This window comes from Streptomyces sp. CNT360 (assembly GCF_000424785.1).
In genome coordinates this window covers 252,120-266,692 of sequence record NZ_KE384243.1, presented here as the reverse complement: position 1 = coordinate 266,692, position 14,573 = coordinate 252,120, and the positions used below count along the sequence as shown (strand labels likewise).

Annotated in this window: 13 protein-coding genes; 6 read left to right on the top strand and 7 right to left on the bottom strand. The window is 75.1% G+C overall.

What is annotated here, in order from left to right; all coding sequences use genetic code 11:
* Positions 1–18: 18 nt before the first annotated feature.
* Positions 19–729 carry a hypothetical protein gene (locus H297_RS43410; RefSeq protein WP_051352211.1) on the bottom strand — a complete coding sequence of 237 codons (711 nt, stop codon included), beginning with the start codon at positions 727–729 and terminating at the stop codon, positions 19–21.
* A 255-nt stretch (positions 730–984) separates the two neighbouring features.
* Here H297_RS43410 and H297_RS0126965 point away from each other — a divergent pair, with 255 nt between their 5' ends.
* A complete protein-coding gene (locus tag H297_RS0126965; protein WP_027739591.1) occupies positions 985–1,722 on the top strand; it encodes a response regulator transcription factor in 738 nt (245 codons plus the stop codon).
* On the top strand, positions 1,722–3,113 hold the full coding sequence (locus tag H297_RS0126960; RefSeq protein ID WP_027739590.1) for a sensor histidine kinase: 1,392 nt from the start codon (positions 1,722–1,724) through the stop codon (positions 3,111–3,113). Before H297_RS0126965 ends, H297_RS0126960 begins: the two co-directional genes overlap by 1 nt.
* 67 nt (positions 3,114–3,180) lie before the next feature.
* Here the strand turns inward: H297_RS0126960 and H297_RS0126955 are convergent, their stop codons facing one another.
* Positions 3,181–3,819, bottom strand: a complete 639-nt coding sequence (locus H297_RS0126955) for a LysE family translocator (RefSeq protein WP_027739589.1) — start codon at positions 3,817–3,819, stop codon at positions 3,181–3,183.
* A 113-nt stretch (positions 3,820–3,932) separates the two neighbouring features.
* Between H297_RS0126955 and H297_RS0126950 the strand changes: the two genes are divergently transcribed.
* On the top strand, positions 3,933–4,385 hold the full coding sequence (locus tag H297_RS0126950) for an Lrp/AsnC family transcriptional regulator (RefSeq protein ID WP_027739588.1): 453 nt from the start codon (positions 3,933–3,935) through the stop codon (positions 4,383–4,385).
* 10 nt (positions 4,386–4,395) lie between these two features.
* On the opposite strand, the gene H297_RS38660 is transcribed toward H297_RS0126950, so the two are convergent.
* The gene (locus tag H297_RS38660) at positions 4,396–5,295 is read right to left on the bottom strand and encodes a VTC domain-containing protein (protein WP_078514635.1); all 900 of its coding nucleotides are present in this window, start codon (positions 5,293–5,295) and stop codon (positions 4,396–4,398) included.
* Positions 5,296–5,359: 64 nt separating this feature from the next.
* On the bottom strand, positions 5,360–6,127 hold the full coding sequence (locus tag H297_RS38655) for a DUF4956 domain-containing protein (protein WP_051352210.1): 768 nt from the start codon (positions 6,125–6,127) through the stop codon (positions 5,360–5,362).
* Between the two features lie 157 nt (positions 6,128–6,284).
* Between H297_RS38655 and H297_RS0126935 the strand changes: the two genes are divergently transcribed.
* Positions 6,285–6,869, top strand: coding sequence for a DJ-1/PfpI family protein (locus H297_RS0126935; protein WP_027739587.1), 585 nt, complete (start codon positions 6,285–6,287; stop codon positions 6,867–6,869).
* A 342-nt stretch (positions 6,870–7,211) separates the two neighbouring features.
* On the top strand, positions 7,212–9,719 hold the full coding sequence (locus tag H297_RS43820) for a serine/threonine-protein kinase (RefSeq protein ID WP_027739586.1): 2,508 nt from the start codon (positions 7,212–7,214) through the stop codon (positions 9,717–9,719).
* A 57-nt stretch (positions 9,720–9,776) separates the two neighbouring features.
* Here the strand turns inward: H297_RS43820 and H297_RS0126920 are convergent, their stop codons facing one another.
* Entirely contained in the window at positions 9,777–11,474 is a 1,698-nt protein-coding gene (locus H297_RS0126920; RefSeq protein ID WP_027739585.1) for an ABC transporter permease, read from the bottom strand.
* A complete protein-coding gene (locus H297_RS0126915) occupies positions 11,471–12,544 on the bottom strand; it encodes an ABC transporter ATP-binding protein (protein ID WP_027739584.1) in 1,074 nt (357 codons plus the stop codon). The genes H297_RS0126920 and H297_RS0126915 overlap by 4 nt, the downstream gene beginning before the upstream one ends.
* A 228-nt stretch (positions 12,545–12,772) precedes the next feature.
* On the opposite strand from H297_RS0126915, the gene H297_RS0126910 reads away from it, so the two are divergent.
* The gene (locus tag H297_RS0126910; protein WP_051352234.1) at positions 12,773–13,213 is read left to right on the top strand and encodes a MarR family transcriptional regulator; all 441 of its coding nucleotides are present in this window, start codon (positions 12,773–12,775) and stop codon (positions 13,211–13,213) included.
* Positions 13,214–13,261: 48 nt separating this feature from the next.
* Here the strand turns inward: H297_RS0126910 and H297_RS0126905 are convergent, their stop codons facing one another.
* Complete coding sequence (locus H297_RS0126905) at positions 13,262–14,479, bottom strand: diacylglycerol kinase catalytic domain-containing protein (protein WP_486589684.1); 1,218 nt, start codon at positions 14,477–14,479, stop codon at positions 13,262–13,264.
* Positions 14,480–14,573: the final 94 nt, after the last annotated feature.

Here is a 14,573-nt window from a genome sequence, read left to right as displayed (position 1 = left end):
TCACGCCCGCCGGGCCGGTCAGTCGTCGTCCACGTCGGCCTCGTCGTCCACGTCGGCCTTCTTCTTTGCGACAGCGGCCCGCGGTTCGCCGTCCCTGCAGTGGAGGCTGACGATCAGGTCCGCCGCGTCGTCGTCGGCGGGCTCCAGCTCGACGGTGGCCTTCTTCGCCGGGCCCGGCTCCACGTCGTCCGCGCTGTACCCCTCCGCGGGCGTCCAGCTCAGCATCGTGACCGTACGGGCGTCGGTACGGCACTCCGCGAGGGCGGTGCCCAGCCCGCCGGGGAAGCGCACCGTACTGGTGCGGGTTGCGGGGTGCCGGGGGGAGCCGCCCGACGCGGAGGGAGAGGAGCTCCCCGCGGCGGGCGTGGACGGCGACGGGGACGCGGAGCCGGACGGCGCGGAGCCGGACGGCGCGGGGGAGGTGGGCGCGGACGGGTCCGGGTCGGCAGTGTGGGCGCCTGCTCGCTGCTGGGTCCGGGCCAGTTCCTGCCGCACGCCGTCGTCCGTGAGGAGGTCGGGGCGGCCGTACTGACCGCCCGGATCGGCGTGCGCGAACGACCAGGCACCGAGCAGGAAGGCGGCGGCCACCGCGCACAGCCACCCCGTGGCGGCCAGGCGCCGGCGCCGCCTCTCGCCTCCCGCGTCCCCCTTGGTCTGCTCCGCGCCCGCGGCGTCGCCCCCGGTGCGGTCCGGGTCCACGCCGGGGGGCTGCTGCTCGTCGTCGGCCATGCGCTTCACCTCTCGGAGTCTGCCGTCCCGTTCCCTAACGCCGCGTTAAGGGGGCCACAATCCGGCCGCGGCCGGATGGACAACCCGGCGCGGGCCCGGTACAAGCTCGTACGGACACCGGTGCCGGTGCCGGTGCCGGTGCCGGTGCGCCGGTGCGCCGGTGTTCCGGTGTTCCGGTGTTCCGGTGTCAGCAGCGACAGCAGTGGCGGCAGCACCCACCGGAGCCGTCCGGATCCGCATGACTAACGTACGTGTATGGCGCATCTACTCGTCGTCGAGGACGACCCCCAGCTCCGCGCAGCCCTTGTACGGGCACTGCGCGACCGCGGGCACGCCGTCGCCACCGCCTCCACCGGGATGGCGGGGCTCGATGCCGCGGTCACCCACCGGCCCGACCTGGTGGTGCTCGACCTGGGGCTGCCGGACGTCGACGGCGGACAGGTGCTGCGGATGCTGCGGTCGGTCAGCGACGTGCCCGTCATCGTCGCGACCGCGCGCGACGAGGAGCCCGAGATCGTCGCCGCGCTGGAGGACGGTGCCGACGACTACCTCGTCAAACCGTTCGGATCCGGCCAACTCGAAGCCCGCATCAAGGCCGTGCTCCGCCGGCTGGGCAGCGGCGGGCCCGACGAGCCGGAGCCGCCCGTACGGGTCGGCGGGCTCCTTCTCGCGCCCTCCTCCCGCGAGGTCACCCTGGACGGCGAGGCCCTGGAGCTGACCCCGCGCGAGTTCGACCTGCTCTGCTACCTGGCGCGGCGCCAGGGCCAGGTCGTCTCGCGCCGCGAGCTGTTGGCGGAGGTCTGGCAGCAACCGCTGGGCGGGGCCGACAAGACGGTGGACGTCCACCTGTCCTGGCTGCGCCGGAAACTGGGCGAGACCGCGCAGCAGCCGCGCTATCTGCACACCGTACGGACCGTGGGCGTGAAGCTGGCCGCGCCCGGGTCCACCGCGGCCGAGGACGGTGCCGGCCCCGGTAACGGGGGCCGTGGCTGATGCGGCGGCAGCTCCTCGTCCTCATCGGCACCACGACCGCCGTCGTCCTCGTCGTCCTGCTCGTCCCGCTCGCGCTGCTGGTGCGCAGCCACGCCGAGGACCGGGCCATGACCGACGCGACGGAACGGGCGCAGTCCGTGGCGGCCGTGGTCGGCGGTTCGCTGGGCAGGGGCGGCGGCAGCGGCCGCGACGTGGTCACCGGGGTGCTCGACGGGCTCAACGGCAAGGGCCAGCCGCGCACCTCCGTCGTGCTCGCCGACGACACGGTGCTCGGGCCACGGGTGGGCGAGGTGAGCGACGACGCGCTCGCTCTCGCCCGCCGCGGCCGGGCCTTCACCTACGCGCCCGGCCACTCGCGGGGCGGCCGCGTGGTGATGGTCCCGGTCCTCGGCACCCAGGCCGGTACCGGGACGGCCGGCGGCTCGGGCGGCCACCCCGCTTCCGTCGTCCAGGTCGCCGTCGGCGACGACCAACTGCACGCGGGCGTCCTGCCGTCCTGGCTGGCCGTCCTGGGACTCGGCGTCGCGCTGATGCTGCTCGGCCTCGCCTTCGCCGACCGGCTCGCCGCACGCATCGTGCGGGCCACCCGTAGGCTCGCCGCCGTCTCCGACCGGCTCGCCGCCGGCGAACTGACCGCCCGCGCCGACCCCCTGGGCCCGCCCGAACTGCGCCGGCTCGCCGGTCACCTCAACGAGCTGGGGGAGCGCATCGACGGGCTCGTCACCGCCGAACGCGAACGCGGCGCCGACCTCGCGCACCGGCTGCGCACCCCCGTCGCCGCGCTGCGGCTGGACGCGGAGGGGCTGCGCGACGCGGACGAGGCGGCCAGGATCGGCGATTCGGTCGCCGCGCTGGAACGCAGCGTCGACAGCGTCATCCGTACCGCGCGCCGCGCGGGCACCGCCCCCGGCAGCCGGCGGTGCGACCTGGCCGAACTGGTGCGGGAGCGGGCGGCGTTCTGGACACCTCTCGCCGAGGACCAGGGACGGGTGCTCACCGTCTCCACGCCCCGATCGGCCCCGGTGGCGGTCTGCGCCGACGACCTGTCCGCCGTGCTGGACACGCTCATCGGCAACGTCCTGGACCACACCCCCGAGGGAACGGGACTGTGGCTCACTGTCACGGCCGCCGCAGAGGCGGCGCCGGACGGGGACGCGCGCCCCTTCGCCGTGCTGACCGTCGAGGACGACGGCCCCGGCTTCACCGACGGCGCCGACGGCACCGCTGACGTGGGAGCGCGGGGCGCGAGCGGAGCCGGGTCCACGGGCCTCGGCCTGGACATCGCCCGTACGGCGGCGGAGGAGTCGGGCGGCGGCATGCTGCTCGGCGCCTCACAAGAGCACGGCGGCGCCTCGGTCACCTGCCGCTTCGGCGCGGCGCCCCGCCAGTGAACCCGTGAACCGGCCCGGGGGCCCGAGCCCGGGACGTGGGCTCCGCACCAGGGACGCGCACTCCCCCTCAGTGCGGGACCTGCTCCACCAACAGCATCCCGCCGAGCACGATCATCGCGACCCCGGAGAGCCGGGTGACGACCCGCGCCGCGGTGGGCCGGGCCCGCAGCACCGTACGGGCGAGCGAGCCGACACCCAGGTAGACGGCCCCGGCCGTGGACATGTGCAGCAGCCCCAGCAGCCCGATCTGCCACGCGAGCGGCCAGCTCCCGTGCTGGTCGGCGAACTGGGGCAGCAGCGCCACGTACAGCAGCAGCGCCTTGGGGTTCAGCCCGCTGACACCGGCGCCCTTGAGCAGCCTGGACCGGGCGCCGAAGGCGGCACCGGCTCCCCCGTCGGCGCCCTCGGCGGCCGGGGGCCCGGAGTCCTTGGCGCCGGCCAGCGTCGTGACCCCGAGCCGGACCAGGTAGGCGGCGCCCAGCAGGGTCAGGCCGGTCAGCACGCCGGGGGTCCGCGCCACCACGGCGGCCACCCCGGCGACGACGACGGCCGTCAGCCCCACGTATCCGAGCATCAGCCCGCCGACCGCCGGAACGACGGACCGGTCCCGCAGCCCGGAGGTGATCGCGAACGCCCAGTCGGCGCCGGGCACCAGGACGAGGAGCAGGGAGACGGCGGCGAAGGCGGCTATGGAGCTGGTAGCCATGGGGGTCGGTTCTTCCTCTCACGCGGGATCGAGGAGAAAGAATACGGAGAAACACCCCAAAGGTGTTCCCTCATATGGCCCATCAGGCCGTCACGGGTGGGAGAATCTCCCCCATGGACGACATGGACCGGCAGATTCTTGCGGAGCTCCAGGCGGACGGCCGCCTGACCGTCACCGAGCTGGCAGCACGCGTGGGGCTCAGCCTCTCCCCCTGCCACCGGCGCCTCCGCGAGCTGGAGCGCACCGGTGCCATCCGCGGCTACCGCGCGGTCGTCGACGCGGCGGCCGTCGGCCTCACCTTCGACGCCCTCGTCTTCGTCACCATGCGCCAGGAGGACCGCACCACCATCGCCGGCTTCGAACAGGCGCTGGCCGACCTCCCGCAGGTCGTCCAGGCCCAGCGCCTGTTCGGCGACCCGGACTACCTGCTCCGCGTCGTCACCGCCGACCTCGCCGCCTTCCAGCGCCTCTACGACGAGAACCTCGCCACCCTCCCCGGCGTCCAGCGCCTCAGCTCCACCCTGGTGATGAAACACGTCGTCCACGAACGCCCGCTGCCCGCCTGAGAGCGGGGACTCACGCCGCCGGGGCGGTCCCGTGCTGCGGGGTGCCGGGGAAGGTCTCCGACGGGAACGTCTCCCTCAGCGCGCGGAGCCAGCGGTTGCCGGGGAGGGCGGGGTCGAGGGCGGCGAGGGAGGCGTACTTGGTGAACTCCGCGGCCCGGTAGCCGCTTTCGTGGAGGAGGAGGTCGGCCTCGGTGAGGTGGCCGCAGGACTTGGTCTCGACGAGGACCAGATCGCGGGCGCCGTGCACCTCGTTGCCGTCGGCGTCGCGGCAGACCATCCCGGCGTCGGCGGTGATGCGCCGGCCGTCTGCGACGAACGTGGCCCGGGTGTAGTCGGTGACGAGGCTGGGCGTCAGGTCCTGGGGGACCGCGAAGTCGCTGCCGTAGGTGTCCTCGAGGGTTCCGGCCAGGAAGGCGCGGGAGGCGTCCTCCAGCGCGTGGGCGCGCTCGTCGAGGCGGCGGCGGAACTTGAGGGTCTGGCCGCGGCCGCCCTTCACCTTGATCTCGAACTGGCGCTCACCGGTGTCCTGGTAGAGCCGCTCACGGATCTTGCAGCGCCGACGGCGGCCCTGCCGGTGGTCGTGGTAGGCGCGCAGGCCGGGGGTGTCGTAGTAGACGGAGTGGTAGCCGAACCAGCGGCGGCCCCCGATGGACAGGGCGCGGAAGGGCTCGGCGCGGCGCTGGTCGGTGAGCAGTGCCGCGATGTCCACGAACGTCGAGGCGGGGACGAGGTAGCAGCGGTCGTAGCGGTCCAGCAGCGAGGCGCGCTCCATGACGGCGTCCAGGCCGATGGGGCGGGCGGCCAGTGCGGCGCGGGCCAGCGCGCGGACGCCGGGCGCGACCCGGGTGCGGCCCCCGCTCGCCGGGGGTCCTGCGGGGGCGGTCGCGGCGGAGGTGGTGAGCGCAGGCATCAGGCGGTCTCCCTCGGGTGAGCGGCAGTGGCAGGCGTGCGTGACGTGAACGTCGGCCTGGCGCCTACGCGGACGTGGACGTCGTACGGGTGTCGCTGTCGCCGGCGACGCTCGGCGCGGGGGCGGCGGCGTGGGGGCCGGTCCCGGACGCCGGGGCCGTTCCGGGCGTCCGTGCCGGTCGCGGTGCCGGCTGCGGCGCCGGTGCCTCGCCGAGGTCGTCGTCGCGGTGACGAGCGGGGGCCGTCGTTCGTCCCCGTGCCCGCCCTTGGCTCGCGGCAACCTCGCGGTAGCGGACGTCGAGCACCGTCAGATCGCGTACGTAGTCGACCTCGGTGACCTTCCAGGCAAGCGGTTCGCCCAGCCTGGCGCGGACGTGGGCCCGGACGCCCTCGGTGTCGGTGACGGCCGCGTCCAGGGTGACGACGGCACGCCGGGTACGGGCATACAGGCGCGGATGGTCGGCGGCGTACAGCACGACGACCGGCAGCAGACACAGTGCGGCCGCCAGACCGAACGGCAGATGCGGCAGTCCTGCGACCAGCCCGATGACGAGGGTGGTGAAGTAGTAGGCCACCTCCTCGTTCTGGATGGACTCCGAACGCAGCCGGATCATCGACAGCACCCCGAAGAGCCCGAAGCCCAGCGCCAGCCCGCCGTCGCCGCCGACCCGGGCGAGCGCCGCGACGACGGAGAACAGCGCCACGTTCAGGGCGAGGTAGGCGGGCAGCAGGTCCCGCCTGCGGTGCCGGGGGAAGTAGACGGCGCACGTCAGGACCAGCACCGCCGCGAGGTCGAGGGCGAGATGGCCGAGGAACTGGCTGAACGAATCCATGCGGAAGAACGTAGAAAGGCGCGGGTTAAGGCGGCTTCCCCGCGACGTTAAGGATCAGCAGCCCGTCCCGTGCGGCGAGCGGGACAGTATGCCCGCTTTTCGACAGGATGCTCTCATTCGCTGCTCTTCCCGCCGAGCGCTGCCCTGGGAGGCCGCCATGACCGTCCACCTCGCCGTCTACGACACGCTCGCCGACTGGGAGTACGGTCACGCCGTCGCCCACCTTCCCGGCGGCGTGACCACCGTCGCCCTCACCGGCGCCCCCGTGGTGACCAAAGGCGGCCTGCGCCTCCAGCCGGACCTCACCCTGGAGACCCTCCGCCCCGCCGACAGCTCCATGCTGATCCTCCCCGGCGCCGACGGGTGGGCCGACGGCGCGCTGGCCGACTTCGCGTACACGGCCCGCGAGTTCCTGCACGAGGGCGTGCCCGTGGCCGCCATCTGCGGTGCCGTCCACGGCCTCGCCGACGAGGGGCTCCTGGACGAACGCGCACACACCAGCGCGGCACCGGAGTTCCTCCGGTCGGCGAACGGCTACCGGGGCGCCGCCCACTACCGCGAGGCCGACGCCGTCACCGACGGCGACCTGATCACCGCGGGGCCGACCGAACCCGTCGCCTTCGCCCGCGAGATCCTCACCCGGCTGGGCGTCTACGAGCCCGCCGTCGTGGACGCCTTCCACCGCCTGTACCAGCACTCCGACTCGGAGGCGTACGCCGTCTTCGCGGCGGTCCGCTCCTGAACGAGAGACCCACGGCACCGCACCACCGAACGCGGCGGAACCGCCGGGCCGCACCGCGCCGGCGTCCTGTCGGCCTCCCGCCGGGCGGCGAGGCGGAGTCCGGGCGCAGGGCGCGGCGCGGAGCGGCTCACCGGCGGCCAGGGGGGCCGTCCACCCGCAAAGACGAAACCCTCGTGTGATCCCATGGGTCCGGTGACGCGGCTGCGCAGAGGGTCAGTCGCGTGGGCGTCTCCAGCACCGAAGCGAAGCCCGTCGGCGGCCGGACCGTGACCTTCGTGGGTGAGGGTGACCTGGAGACGGCCAACCAGTGACGACCCATGAACCACGGGGGGCGGGCGGCGTATGGCGGACCTGTTGCCGGAGGACCCGGTCGGTGTCGGCGGCTACCGGCTGCTGAGAAGACTGGGTGCGGGCGGCATGGGCCGGGTGTACCTGGGGCGGTCCGTCGGGGGCCGCACGGTGGCCGTCAAGCTGGTCAAGCCGGAGCTGGCGGCGGAGCCCGCCTTCCGGACCCGGTTCCGGATGGAGGTGGGGGCCGCGCGGCGGGTCGGCGCCCGCTGGACCGCGCCGGTACTGGACGCCGACACCGAGGCGGAGACCCCCTGGGTGGCGACCGGTTACATCGCGGGGCCCTCGCTCGACCAGGTCGTCTCCAAGGGGCTGAAGGACGGCTCCGAACGCCCCACCCAGTCCGCGATCCAGCGGGGGCACGGGCCGCTGCCGCCCGGATCGGTCCGCGTCCTCGCCTACGGGCTGGCCTCCGCCCTGCTCGACATCCACGGGGCGGGCATCGTCCACCGCGATCTGAAGCCGTCGAACGTACTGCTGACCATCGACGGCCCCCGCGTCATCGACTTCGGCATCGCGCGGGCCCTGGACGAGGTGCCCGAATCCACCCTCACCAGCACCGGCATGGTCGTCGGGTCACCGAGCTTCATGTCGCCCGAGCAGATCACCGGCGGCAGGCTGAGCCCGGCCAGCGACGTGTTCTGCATGGGTGCGGTCCTCGCCTACGCGGCGACCGGACGCCCGCCGTTCGGTCCGGGCGGCGGTGCGGGCGGAGTGCACGCCGTCATGTACCGCATCGCCTCGGAGGAGCCGGATCTGCGGGGCCTCGCGGACGGGGCCGGGCACGCGGGCGCGGGTGGCGGCGTCGGTGCGGGCCTCGGCGGGAACGGCGGAAACGCCGGGAACGCCCGGGCCGCTGAGAACGCCGTGCGGATGCGGGAGCTGATCGCGGACTGCCTGGCCAAGGACCCCGCCGCCCGCCCGACGCCGGAAGAGATCGTGGCGCGGGTGCAGCCGGTGGCGGTCGGCGCCTCGGCCCCGCCGTGGCTCCCCGCCGGACTGCTCGCCGAACTCGGGCGAGAGGCCGTGCGCCTGCTGGACACGGAAACGCCGCCGTCGGGTTCGGGTGTGCACCGCGACGGCGCTGCCGGTGTTCCTTACGCCCCCTCGCCCTACGAGTCGGCTTCGGCCCGCGCACCGGCTCCCTCGTCCACTCCGTTCTCGTCCTCCCTGCCGGAATCGATGCCGTCCCACGGCGCGCCCTCGCCGGTGGCCGGTGCCAACGCGTTCGACGCCGCGCCCTCACCCGGCGCGTTCGGCTACCCGTCCGCACCGGGCGCCCCCGGCCCTGGCGCGGCCACCCCGGCGCCGGGCACCCTCGACGCGGGCGACGCCGTCACACCGCCGGGCGACGCGGCCCGGGGCGGGGCCGCTCCGCCGCCGGGAGCCGGCACCGACCGGGAGGGCACCCCCGGGAGGGACCTCAGCGATGCGGCCGGGGCAACTACCGCGAGGGGCACCGCAGCCGGGACCGCGACCGGGACCGGGTCCGCCGGTACGGGCAGGGCCGCATCCGGGACGGGCCTCGGCGCTGTCGACGGCATCGGCTCCGCGGCAGCTCCCGGGCCGGAACACCAGGACGGGGACGCGGAGTCCGCCGCACCCGCCTCGACGCTGCCCCGCGGGAGGCGGCGGGGGCCGAAGCGGCGGGTCCTTCGTACGGTGACGGCGGTCGTGGCCGCCGTCGTCCTCGTCGGTACGGGGGTCGCGGCGGTGGAAGGCGGCCTCGGCCAGCTCGTCGGCGACGGAGGCGGGGACCAGGGCGGCGGGGGCGGCGGAGGCGGCGAGGCGCAGTCCGACGTGCCCGACGCCTACCTGGGCACCTGGGTGGGCGCCGTCGAGCGGGACGGGACGCCCGACGGGCAGCGCCGCCGCTTCGTCATCACGCCCGGCAAGGAGGGCGAGATCGTGGCCACCAGCGTCAGCCTCGGTCAGGACTACGAGTGCAAGAGCGACGCGAAGCTCACCACGGCACCGTCGCAGGGCGGGGCCGCGCAGGACGGCGGGTCCTCCGGCGCCCGGGACGGCATGCGGTTGGACACCAAGGTCGTCAAGAGCGTGCCGCGGGGGCGCTGTGCGGCGATCGGCGTGCACAGGCTGACGGCCGGGCCGGACGGCTCCCTGCAGTGGCGGGCCGCCGGACGCACGGCGACGCTGCACAAGGTCGCCACTCCCGAGCGGCTGCCCGACGCGCTGGTCGGCACGTGGCGCCGGCAGCTGGCCGGCGGCGGCAGTCAGACGTTGGCCGTCGGGGCCGACGACGCCGTAGGCCAGGGACTGCGCATGGTGTCCGACGGTCCCGAACACTGCGAGGCCACGGTGGACGTCTTCTTCACGGGCGACGACACCGAACCGGCCCGCGTCGCGCCTCCCGAGGTCGACCGCTCGGCCTCCCGGGGGACCTGCGCGGCAGGCGCCTCCTCGACGTTGCGGGCCGAGAAAGGCGCCCTGCTCCGCGAGTTCCCGAACGGCGCGACGCTGCGGTACCAGCGCGCCGAGTGACCTCCGGGCGCCGACCCTCGCCAGGAGGCCGCCCCGTGGGCTGCACGGCGGCCGGGGCTACTTCGTCTCCAGGTCTCGGCGGCGGAACCCGGCCAGACCGCAGGCGACCAGCGCGGCGGCGACCAGGGTGAGGACGACCAGCGGCGTCCAGCGCAGGTCCGCGGAGGGGAGGGCGGGGACGTGGCCGAAGGGGGAGAGGTCGTTCAGCCGGCCGGGCAGATCGAGGAGCTTGCCGAGGTAGCCTACGACGAAGCCGTAGGCCGGGACGGCCCAGGCCAGCGCGGCGGCCCGCGGCGCCCAGCCGATCAGCAGCGCCGCCACCCCGCCGGTGACCCACAGGGCCGGGGCATAGGCGAGTCCGGCACCCAGCAGCCGCCCCACGAGGGCACCGTCGCCGGTGGACGCGGCCCCGGCCAGCCCCAGGCCGAGTGAGCCGGCCAGCAGCACGAGGGTGCCCCCGCCGAGGGCGACGGTCAGGTGAGAGCCGAGCCAGCGGGTGCGGGACAGGCCGGTCGACAGCAGGGGTTCGACACGGCCGGCCGTCTCCTCGGAGCGGGGCCGCAGCGCGGCCATCACCACGTGCAGCGCGGCGACGACGGCGACCACCAGCAGGATCGTGGAGGCGAACGACTCGACGAGGGAGCCGCCGGCCCGGGCGACGGCCTCCCGGATGTCGTCCAGGTCCGCCAGCATGTCGTCCACGTCGCCGAGCAGGGAGCCGTACATGGCGCCGAGCAGCACCGAGGCGGCGCAGAACCCGGTGAGCAGTCCGCGGTGCAGCCGCAGGGCGAAGCCGAGCGGACGCAGCAGCCCGGCGGAGGCGGTGGCGGCACCCGGCCGGGGCGGCAGGAGACCGGCGCCCACGTCGCGGCGGGTGCTGAGCAGGTAACCGGCGGCCGTCGCGGACAGCGCCAGCGCGAGCGCGGGCAGCAGCGGCCACCAGCGGTCGTCGACGAACGGGTAGGTGCGCTGGACCCAGCCGACGGGGGAGAGCCACGCCAGCGCCTCGGTGCCGACGTCACCCGCGGCGCGCAGCGCGTACGCGGCGCCGACGGCGGCCAGCGCCGCGCCGGAGGCGGCCCTGCCGTGCGCGGGCAGCTGGACGGCGACCGCGCCGACCCCGGCGAAGACCAGGCCGACGACGGTGTGTGCGGCACCGTAGAGCAGCGCGCCGCCGGCGGTGACGCCCTCCAGCCCGGTGGCGGGCAGCGCGGCGGCGAACAGCACGCCGAGCGCCAGGTCGGCGACGCCCGCCGTGGCGAGGGCGGCGCTGAGCGTGGCGTGCCGCCCCACGACGCCGGAGCGGAGCAGTTCGGCGATGCCGGTCTCCTCGTCGGCGCGGGTGTGCCGCACGACGGTGAGCACGCTCATCAGGCCGGTCAGGACGGCGCCGTAACCGAGCATCAGCATGCTGAGCAAGGAGGCGGGCGTGAACTGGGAGAGGTGGTGCTCGGGGCCCGTCATGGCGAGCATGGCGGGCCCGCTCAGCGTCCTGGCCATGTCGGCCGAGGCGGCCGGGTCGTCCGGCGCGAGCTGGGCGGACTTCTGCACGCCCGAGAGCGAGACGAGGAGGACCGCCAGCACCCAGCCGGGGAGCCGCAGCCGGTCGCGGCGCAGCGCGAAGCGCCAGAGGGTGCCGGTGCCGGCCAGCGCGGTACCGCCGTTACCCGCGCCCCCGGGGCGGAGGCGGCGGCCGGGGCGGGTCCCGGAGCCGGGTCGGGCGCCGGGCACGGAGGCGGTGGTGGCGGTACTCATCGCGGGGCGCCGTCCGATCCGTGCGAGGCCCCGTCCGTTGCGGCGGCGTCCGGGGTTCCGGTTGCGGACACCCTGCCGGTGCCCGCCAGTTCGTCGCCGTAGTGGCGCAGCATCAGTTCCTCCAGGGTCGGCGGGTGGCTGACGAGGCTGCGGATGCCGATGCCGCTGAGGTGGCGTACGGCGGCGTCCAGATGGGCGCCGTCCACGGCGAAGTGCACCCGGTCGCCCTCCGTGCGCAGCCCGTGGACGCCGGGCAGCTCGGCGAGGCCCGCCACCCGCGGATCCCGCCCGGCCGCGTCCCGGGGAGCCGTGCCCCGGCCGGCCGTCGCCCCGGAGAGGTCGAGCTCGGCCTCGACGGTCGTACGGGTCAGATGCCGCATCTCGTCGAGCGTCCCCGTCTGCACGATCGTGCCGCGCCGGATGATGCTCACCCGGTCGCACAGCTTCTCCACCTGGGACAGGATGTGGCTGGAGAGCAGGACGGTGCGGCCCTGGGCCTTGGCCTGGAGGACGACGTCCTGGAAGACGACCTCCATCAGCGGGTCGAGGCCAGCGGTCGGCTCGTCCAGCAGGAGCAGCTCCGCGTCGGAGGCGAGCGCGGCGACGATGGCGACCTTCTGCCGGTTGCCCTTGGAGTAGGTGCGGCCCTTCTTGGTCGGGTCCAGGTCGAAGCGTTCGATCAGCTCGGCACGTTTTGCCGGGTCGATGCCGCCCCGCAGCCGGGCCAGCAGGTCGATGGCCTCGCCACCGGTCAGGTTCGGCCACAGCTCCACGTCGCCGGGTACGTAGGCCAGGCGCCGGTGCAGGGCGACGGCGTCGTCCCACGGGTCGGCGCCCAGCAGGCGGGCGGAGCCGGTGTCGGCGCGGAGCAGGCCCAGCAGGATGCGCAGCGTGGTCGACTTCCCCGCCCCGTTGGGACCGAGGAAACCGTGCACCTCGCCGGTCGCGACCTCCAGATCCAGCCTGTCGAGGGCGCGGGTGCTGCCGAAGGTCTTGACGAGCCCGGACACGGAGATCGCCGTGGTGCGGGGCGACGGGGCAGGGACGGTCGCGGTACTGGCGGCTTTCATGTTTGGGAAACTACGCTAGCTTCACAAAATTGTGAAGTTAAGGAAGCGTTAGAGTCTCCGAGAGGGGCGCTGAGCAGGAAGAAGCCGTCCGACGTGGCCGACGAGGAGAGGACCGACGAGGTGAGCGAGCAGGGCGAGCGGACCGAAGGGGCCGAGCGGACCGAGGGGGATGAGCAGGCCGAGGGGGGCGAGAGCCCCGGAGCGGAGCTCCAGCACTACAGCGAACAGGTGTCCCCCTTCGTGGAACGGTTCGCCGCCGACCTCGCCGAGGCGGGCATGCAGCGCATGGCAGCCCGCACGTTCGCCTGCCTGCTCGCCTCCACGGACGGCGCCCTCACCTCCGCGGAGCTGGGCCGCCGCCTCCAGGCCAGCCCCGCCGCCATCTCCGGTGCCGTCCGCTACCTCTCACAGGTCGGCATGGTCAGCCGCCAGCGCGACCCCGGCTCCCGTCGCGAGCGCTACCTGCTGCACCAGGACATCTGGTACACCACCCTGCTCAACCGCGACAACCTCCTCAGCCGCTGGCAGCACACCCTCAACGCCGGTGCCGACACCCTCGGCGACGACACACCCGGGGGCCTCCGCATCCGGGAGAGCGCGGACTTCCTGCGCTTCATGCAGCAGGAGCTGGAAGCCATGCTGAAGCGCTGGCACGACCGCGAGGGCTGACACACACCCCGCGGAGCCCCTGCGCCGCGCTCGCCCGGACCGGCGGCCTCAGCCCGTGGAGGGGAGCACCAGGTGCCAGCCGCCCGGGTGCACCGTCCAGGTCCGGGCCCGCACCGGGGCGAGAGGGGCCTGCGCGTCCGGCCGGTAACGGAAGGTCCGGCCCGCGGGCGCGGTGACCGTGACCGTACGCGCCCTCGCCCGCACGGGTGCGCCCCCATCGGCGGGCCGGACGACGACCTCCGCCAGCCCGGTGTCCCCGGCCGTACGGACCGACAGCTCGGCCACCGGGCGGCCCGGACCGACCAGCTCCGTACCGTCGGCCTCGACCCGCAGCCGGGAGGGGGCGGCGGGCCCTGAGAGCGGGACCGCAGGAACCGGGCCCCTCCCGGCGCCGTCACCCGGGCCCGCCGGGTCCGCCCGGCCTGCCGGGCGGAGGGCGTGGACCGAGCGGAGGGCATGGAGCGAGCGCATCGAGCGGACCGCCGACCGCATCGGCCGCTCCAGGGACCGGCGCAGCCGCGCCCAGGCGGGCGCCCCGACCCCCCGCTCCTCCCCGCTCGCTTCCCCGGCTTCCCCGGCAACCGGCTCTCCCGGGTGAGCGCCCTGCGCGGGCACCGCCTCCAGGGAAGGTGGCTCCGCGGGCCGGTCCAGCGGTTCCGCCTGTTCCTGCTGCGCCGCGGGCACGAATCTCCGGGCCTGCGGAGGTACCCTCCGGCTCGCGCCCTCACCCGAAGGCGCCGGGCCACCTCCGTCCGAAGATGCCGGGGCGCCTTCGATGCGCAGGCCGCCGAGAACGACGTCGCCCGCGTCGTCCACCAGCACGTCCATGGCGCGCGGGGTACCGCGCAGTACCGTCCGGGCCGCCGAGACGGCGTCCAGCGGCAGGCCGAGACTGCGGGCGAGAGCCACCGAGGGGCCGTTGCCGACGGGCACCACGGACAGCGCCGTCCCCGCCAGCGCCCGCTCCTCGTGCAGGAGCCGGACGGCGTGCAGCAGGGCGTGGTCGTTGCCGACCAGCACGGGCCGGCGGCTGCCGCGCCGCACGAGAGCCCGCGCGGCCTCCTCGGGGTCGTCGGGGAGGCACAGCTTCGCGCCCCGGCTCCCGGCGCGCAGCACGTCACGGGTGATGCGGACCGACTCGCCGTCCGTGGCGCGGGCGACCGGGTCGACGACCACCAGCAGCGGCGGCACCGGGGGCTTGCGTTGCGGCTCCGGCTCCGCAGTGGGCTGCGTCGAGGGCCTCGCGGGATCTGGAGCCGACACCACGGTCCTTCCTCGTGAATCCGACGCGTGCTGAGCCGGTGCGGGAGCGGTACTGTCTCGCACGTCCGTCCGAGCGAGGCACTCCCCTGTTCGTCAC

What these genes read in the sequence shown, in the direction of transcription:
- H297_RS0126915 (WP_027739584.1), bottom strand. Translation starts at nt 12,544, where the DNA reads ATGAAAGCCGCCAGTACCGCGACCGTCCCTGCCCCGTCGCCCCGCACC.
- H297_RS43410 (WP_051352211.1), bottom strand. Translation starts at nt 729, where the DNA reads ATGGCCGACGACGAGCAGCAGCCCCCCGGCGTGGACCCGGACCGCACC.
- H297_RS0126960 (WP_027739590.1), top strand. Translation starts at nt 1,722, where the DNA reads ATGCGGCGGCAGCTCCTCGTCCTCATCGGCACCACGACCGCCGTCGTC.
- H297_RS38660 (WP_078514635.1), bottom strand. Translation starts at nt 5,295, where the DNA reads ATGCCTGCGCTCACCACCTCCGCCGCGACCGCCCCCGCAGGACCCCCG.
- H297_RS0126950 (WP_027739588.1), top strand. Translation starts at nt 3,933, where the DNA reads ATGGACGACATGGACCGGCAGATTCTTGCGGAGCTCCAGGCGGACGGC.
- H297_RS0126935 (WP_027739587.1), top strand. Translation starts at nt 6,285, where the DNA reads ATGACCGTCCACCTCGCCGTCTACGACACGCTCGCCGACTGGGAGTAC.
- H297_RS43820 (WP_027739586.1), top strand. Translation starts at nt 7,212, where the DNA reads ATGGCGGACCTGTTGCCGGAGGACCCGGTCGGTGTCGGCGGCTACCGG.
- H297_RS0126965 (WP_027739591.1), top strand. Translation starts at nt 985, where the DNA reads ATGGCGCATCTACTCGTCGTCGAGGACGACCCCCAGCTCCGCGCAGCC.
- H297_RS0126955 (WP_027739589.1), bottom strand. Translation starts at nt 3,819, where the DNA reads ATGGCTACCAGCTCCATAGCCGCCTTCGCCGCCGTCTCCCTGCTCCTC.
- H297_RS0126920 (WP_027739585.1), bottom strand. Translation starts at nt 11,474, where the DNA reads ATGAGTACCGCCACCACCGCCTCCGTGCCCGGCGCCCGACCCGGCTCC.
- H297_RS38655 (WP_051352210.1), bottom strand. Translation starts at nt 6,127, where the DNA reads ATGGATTCGTTCAGCCAGTTCCTCGGCCATCTCGCCCTCGACCTCGCG.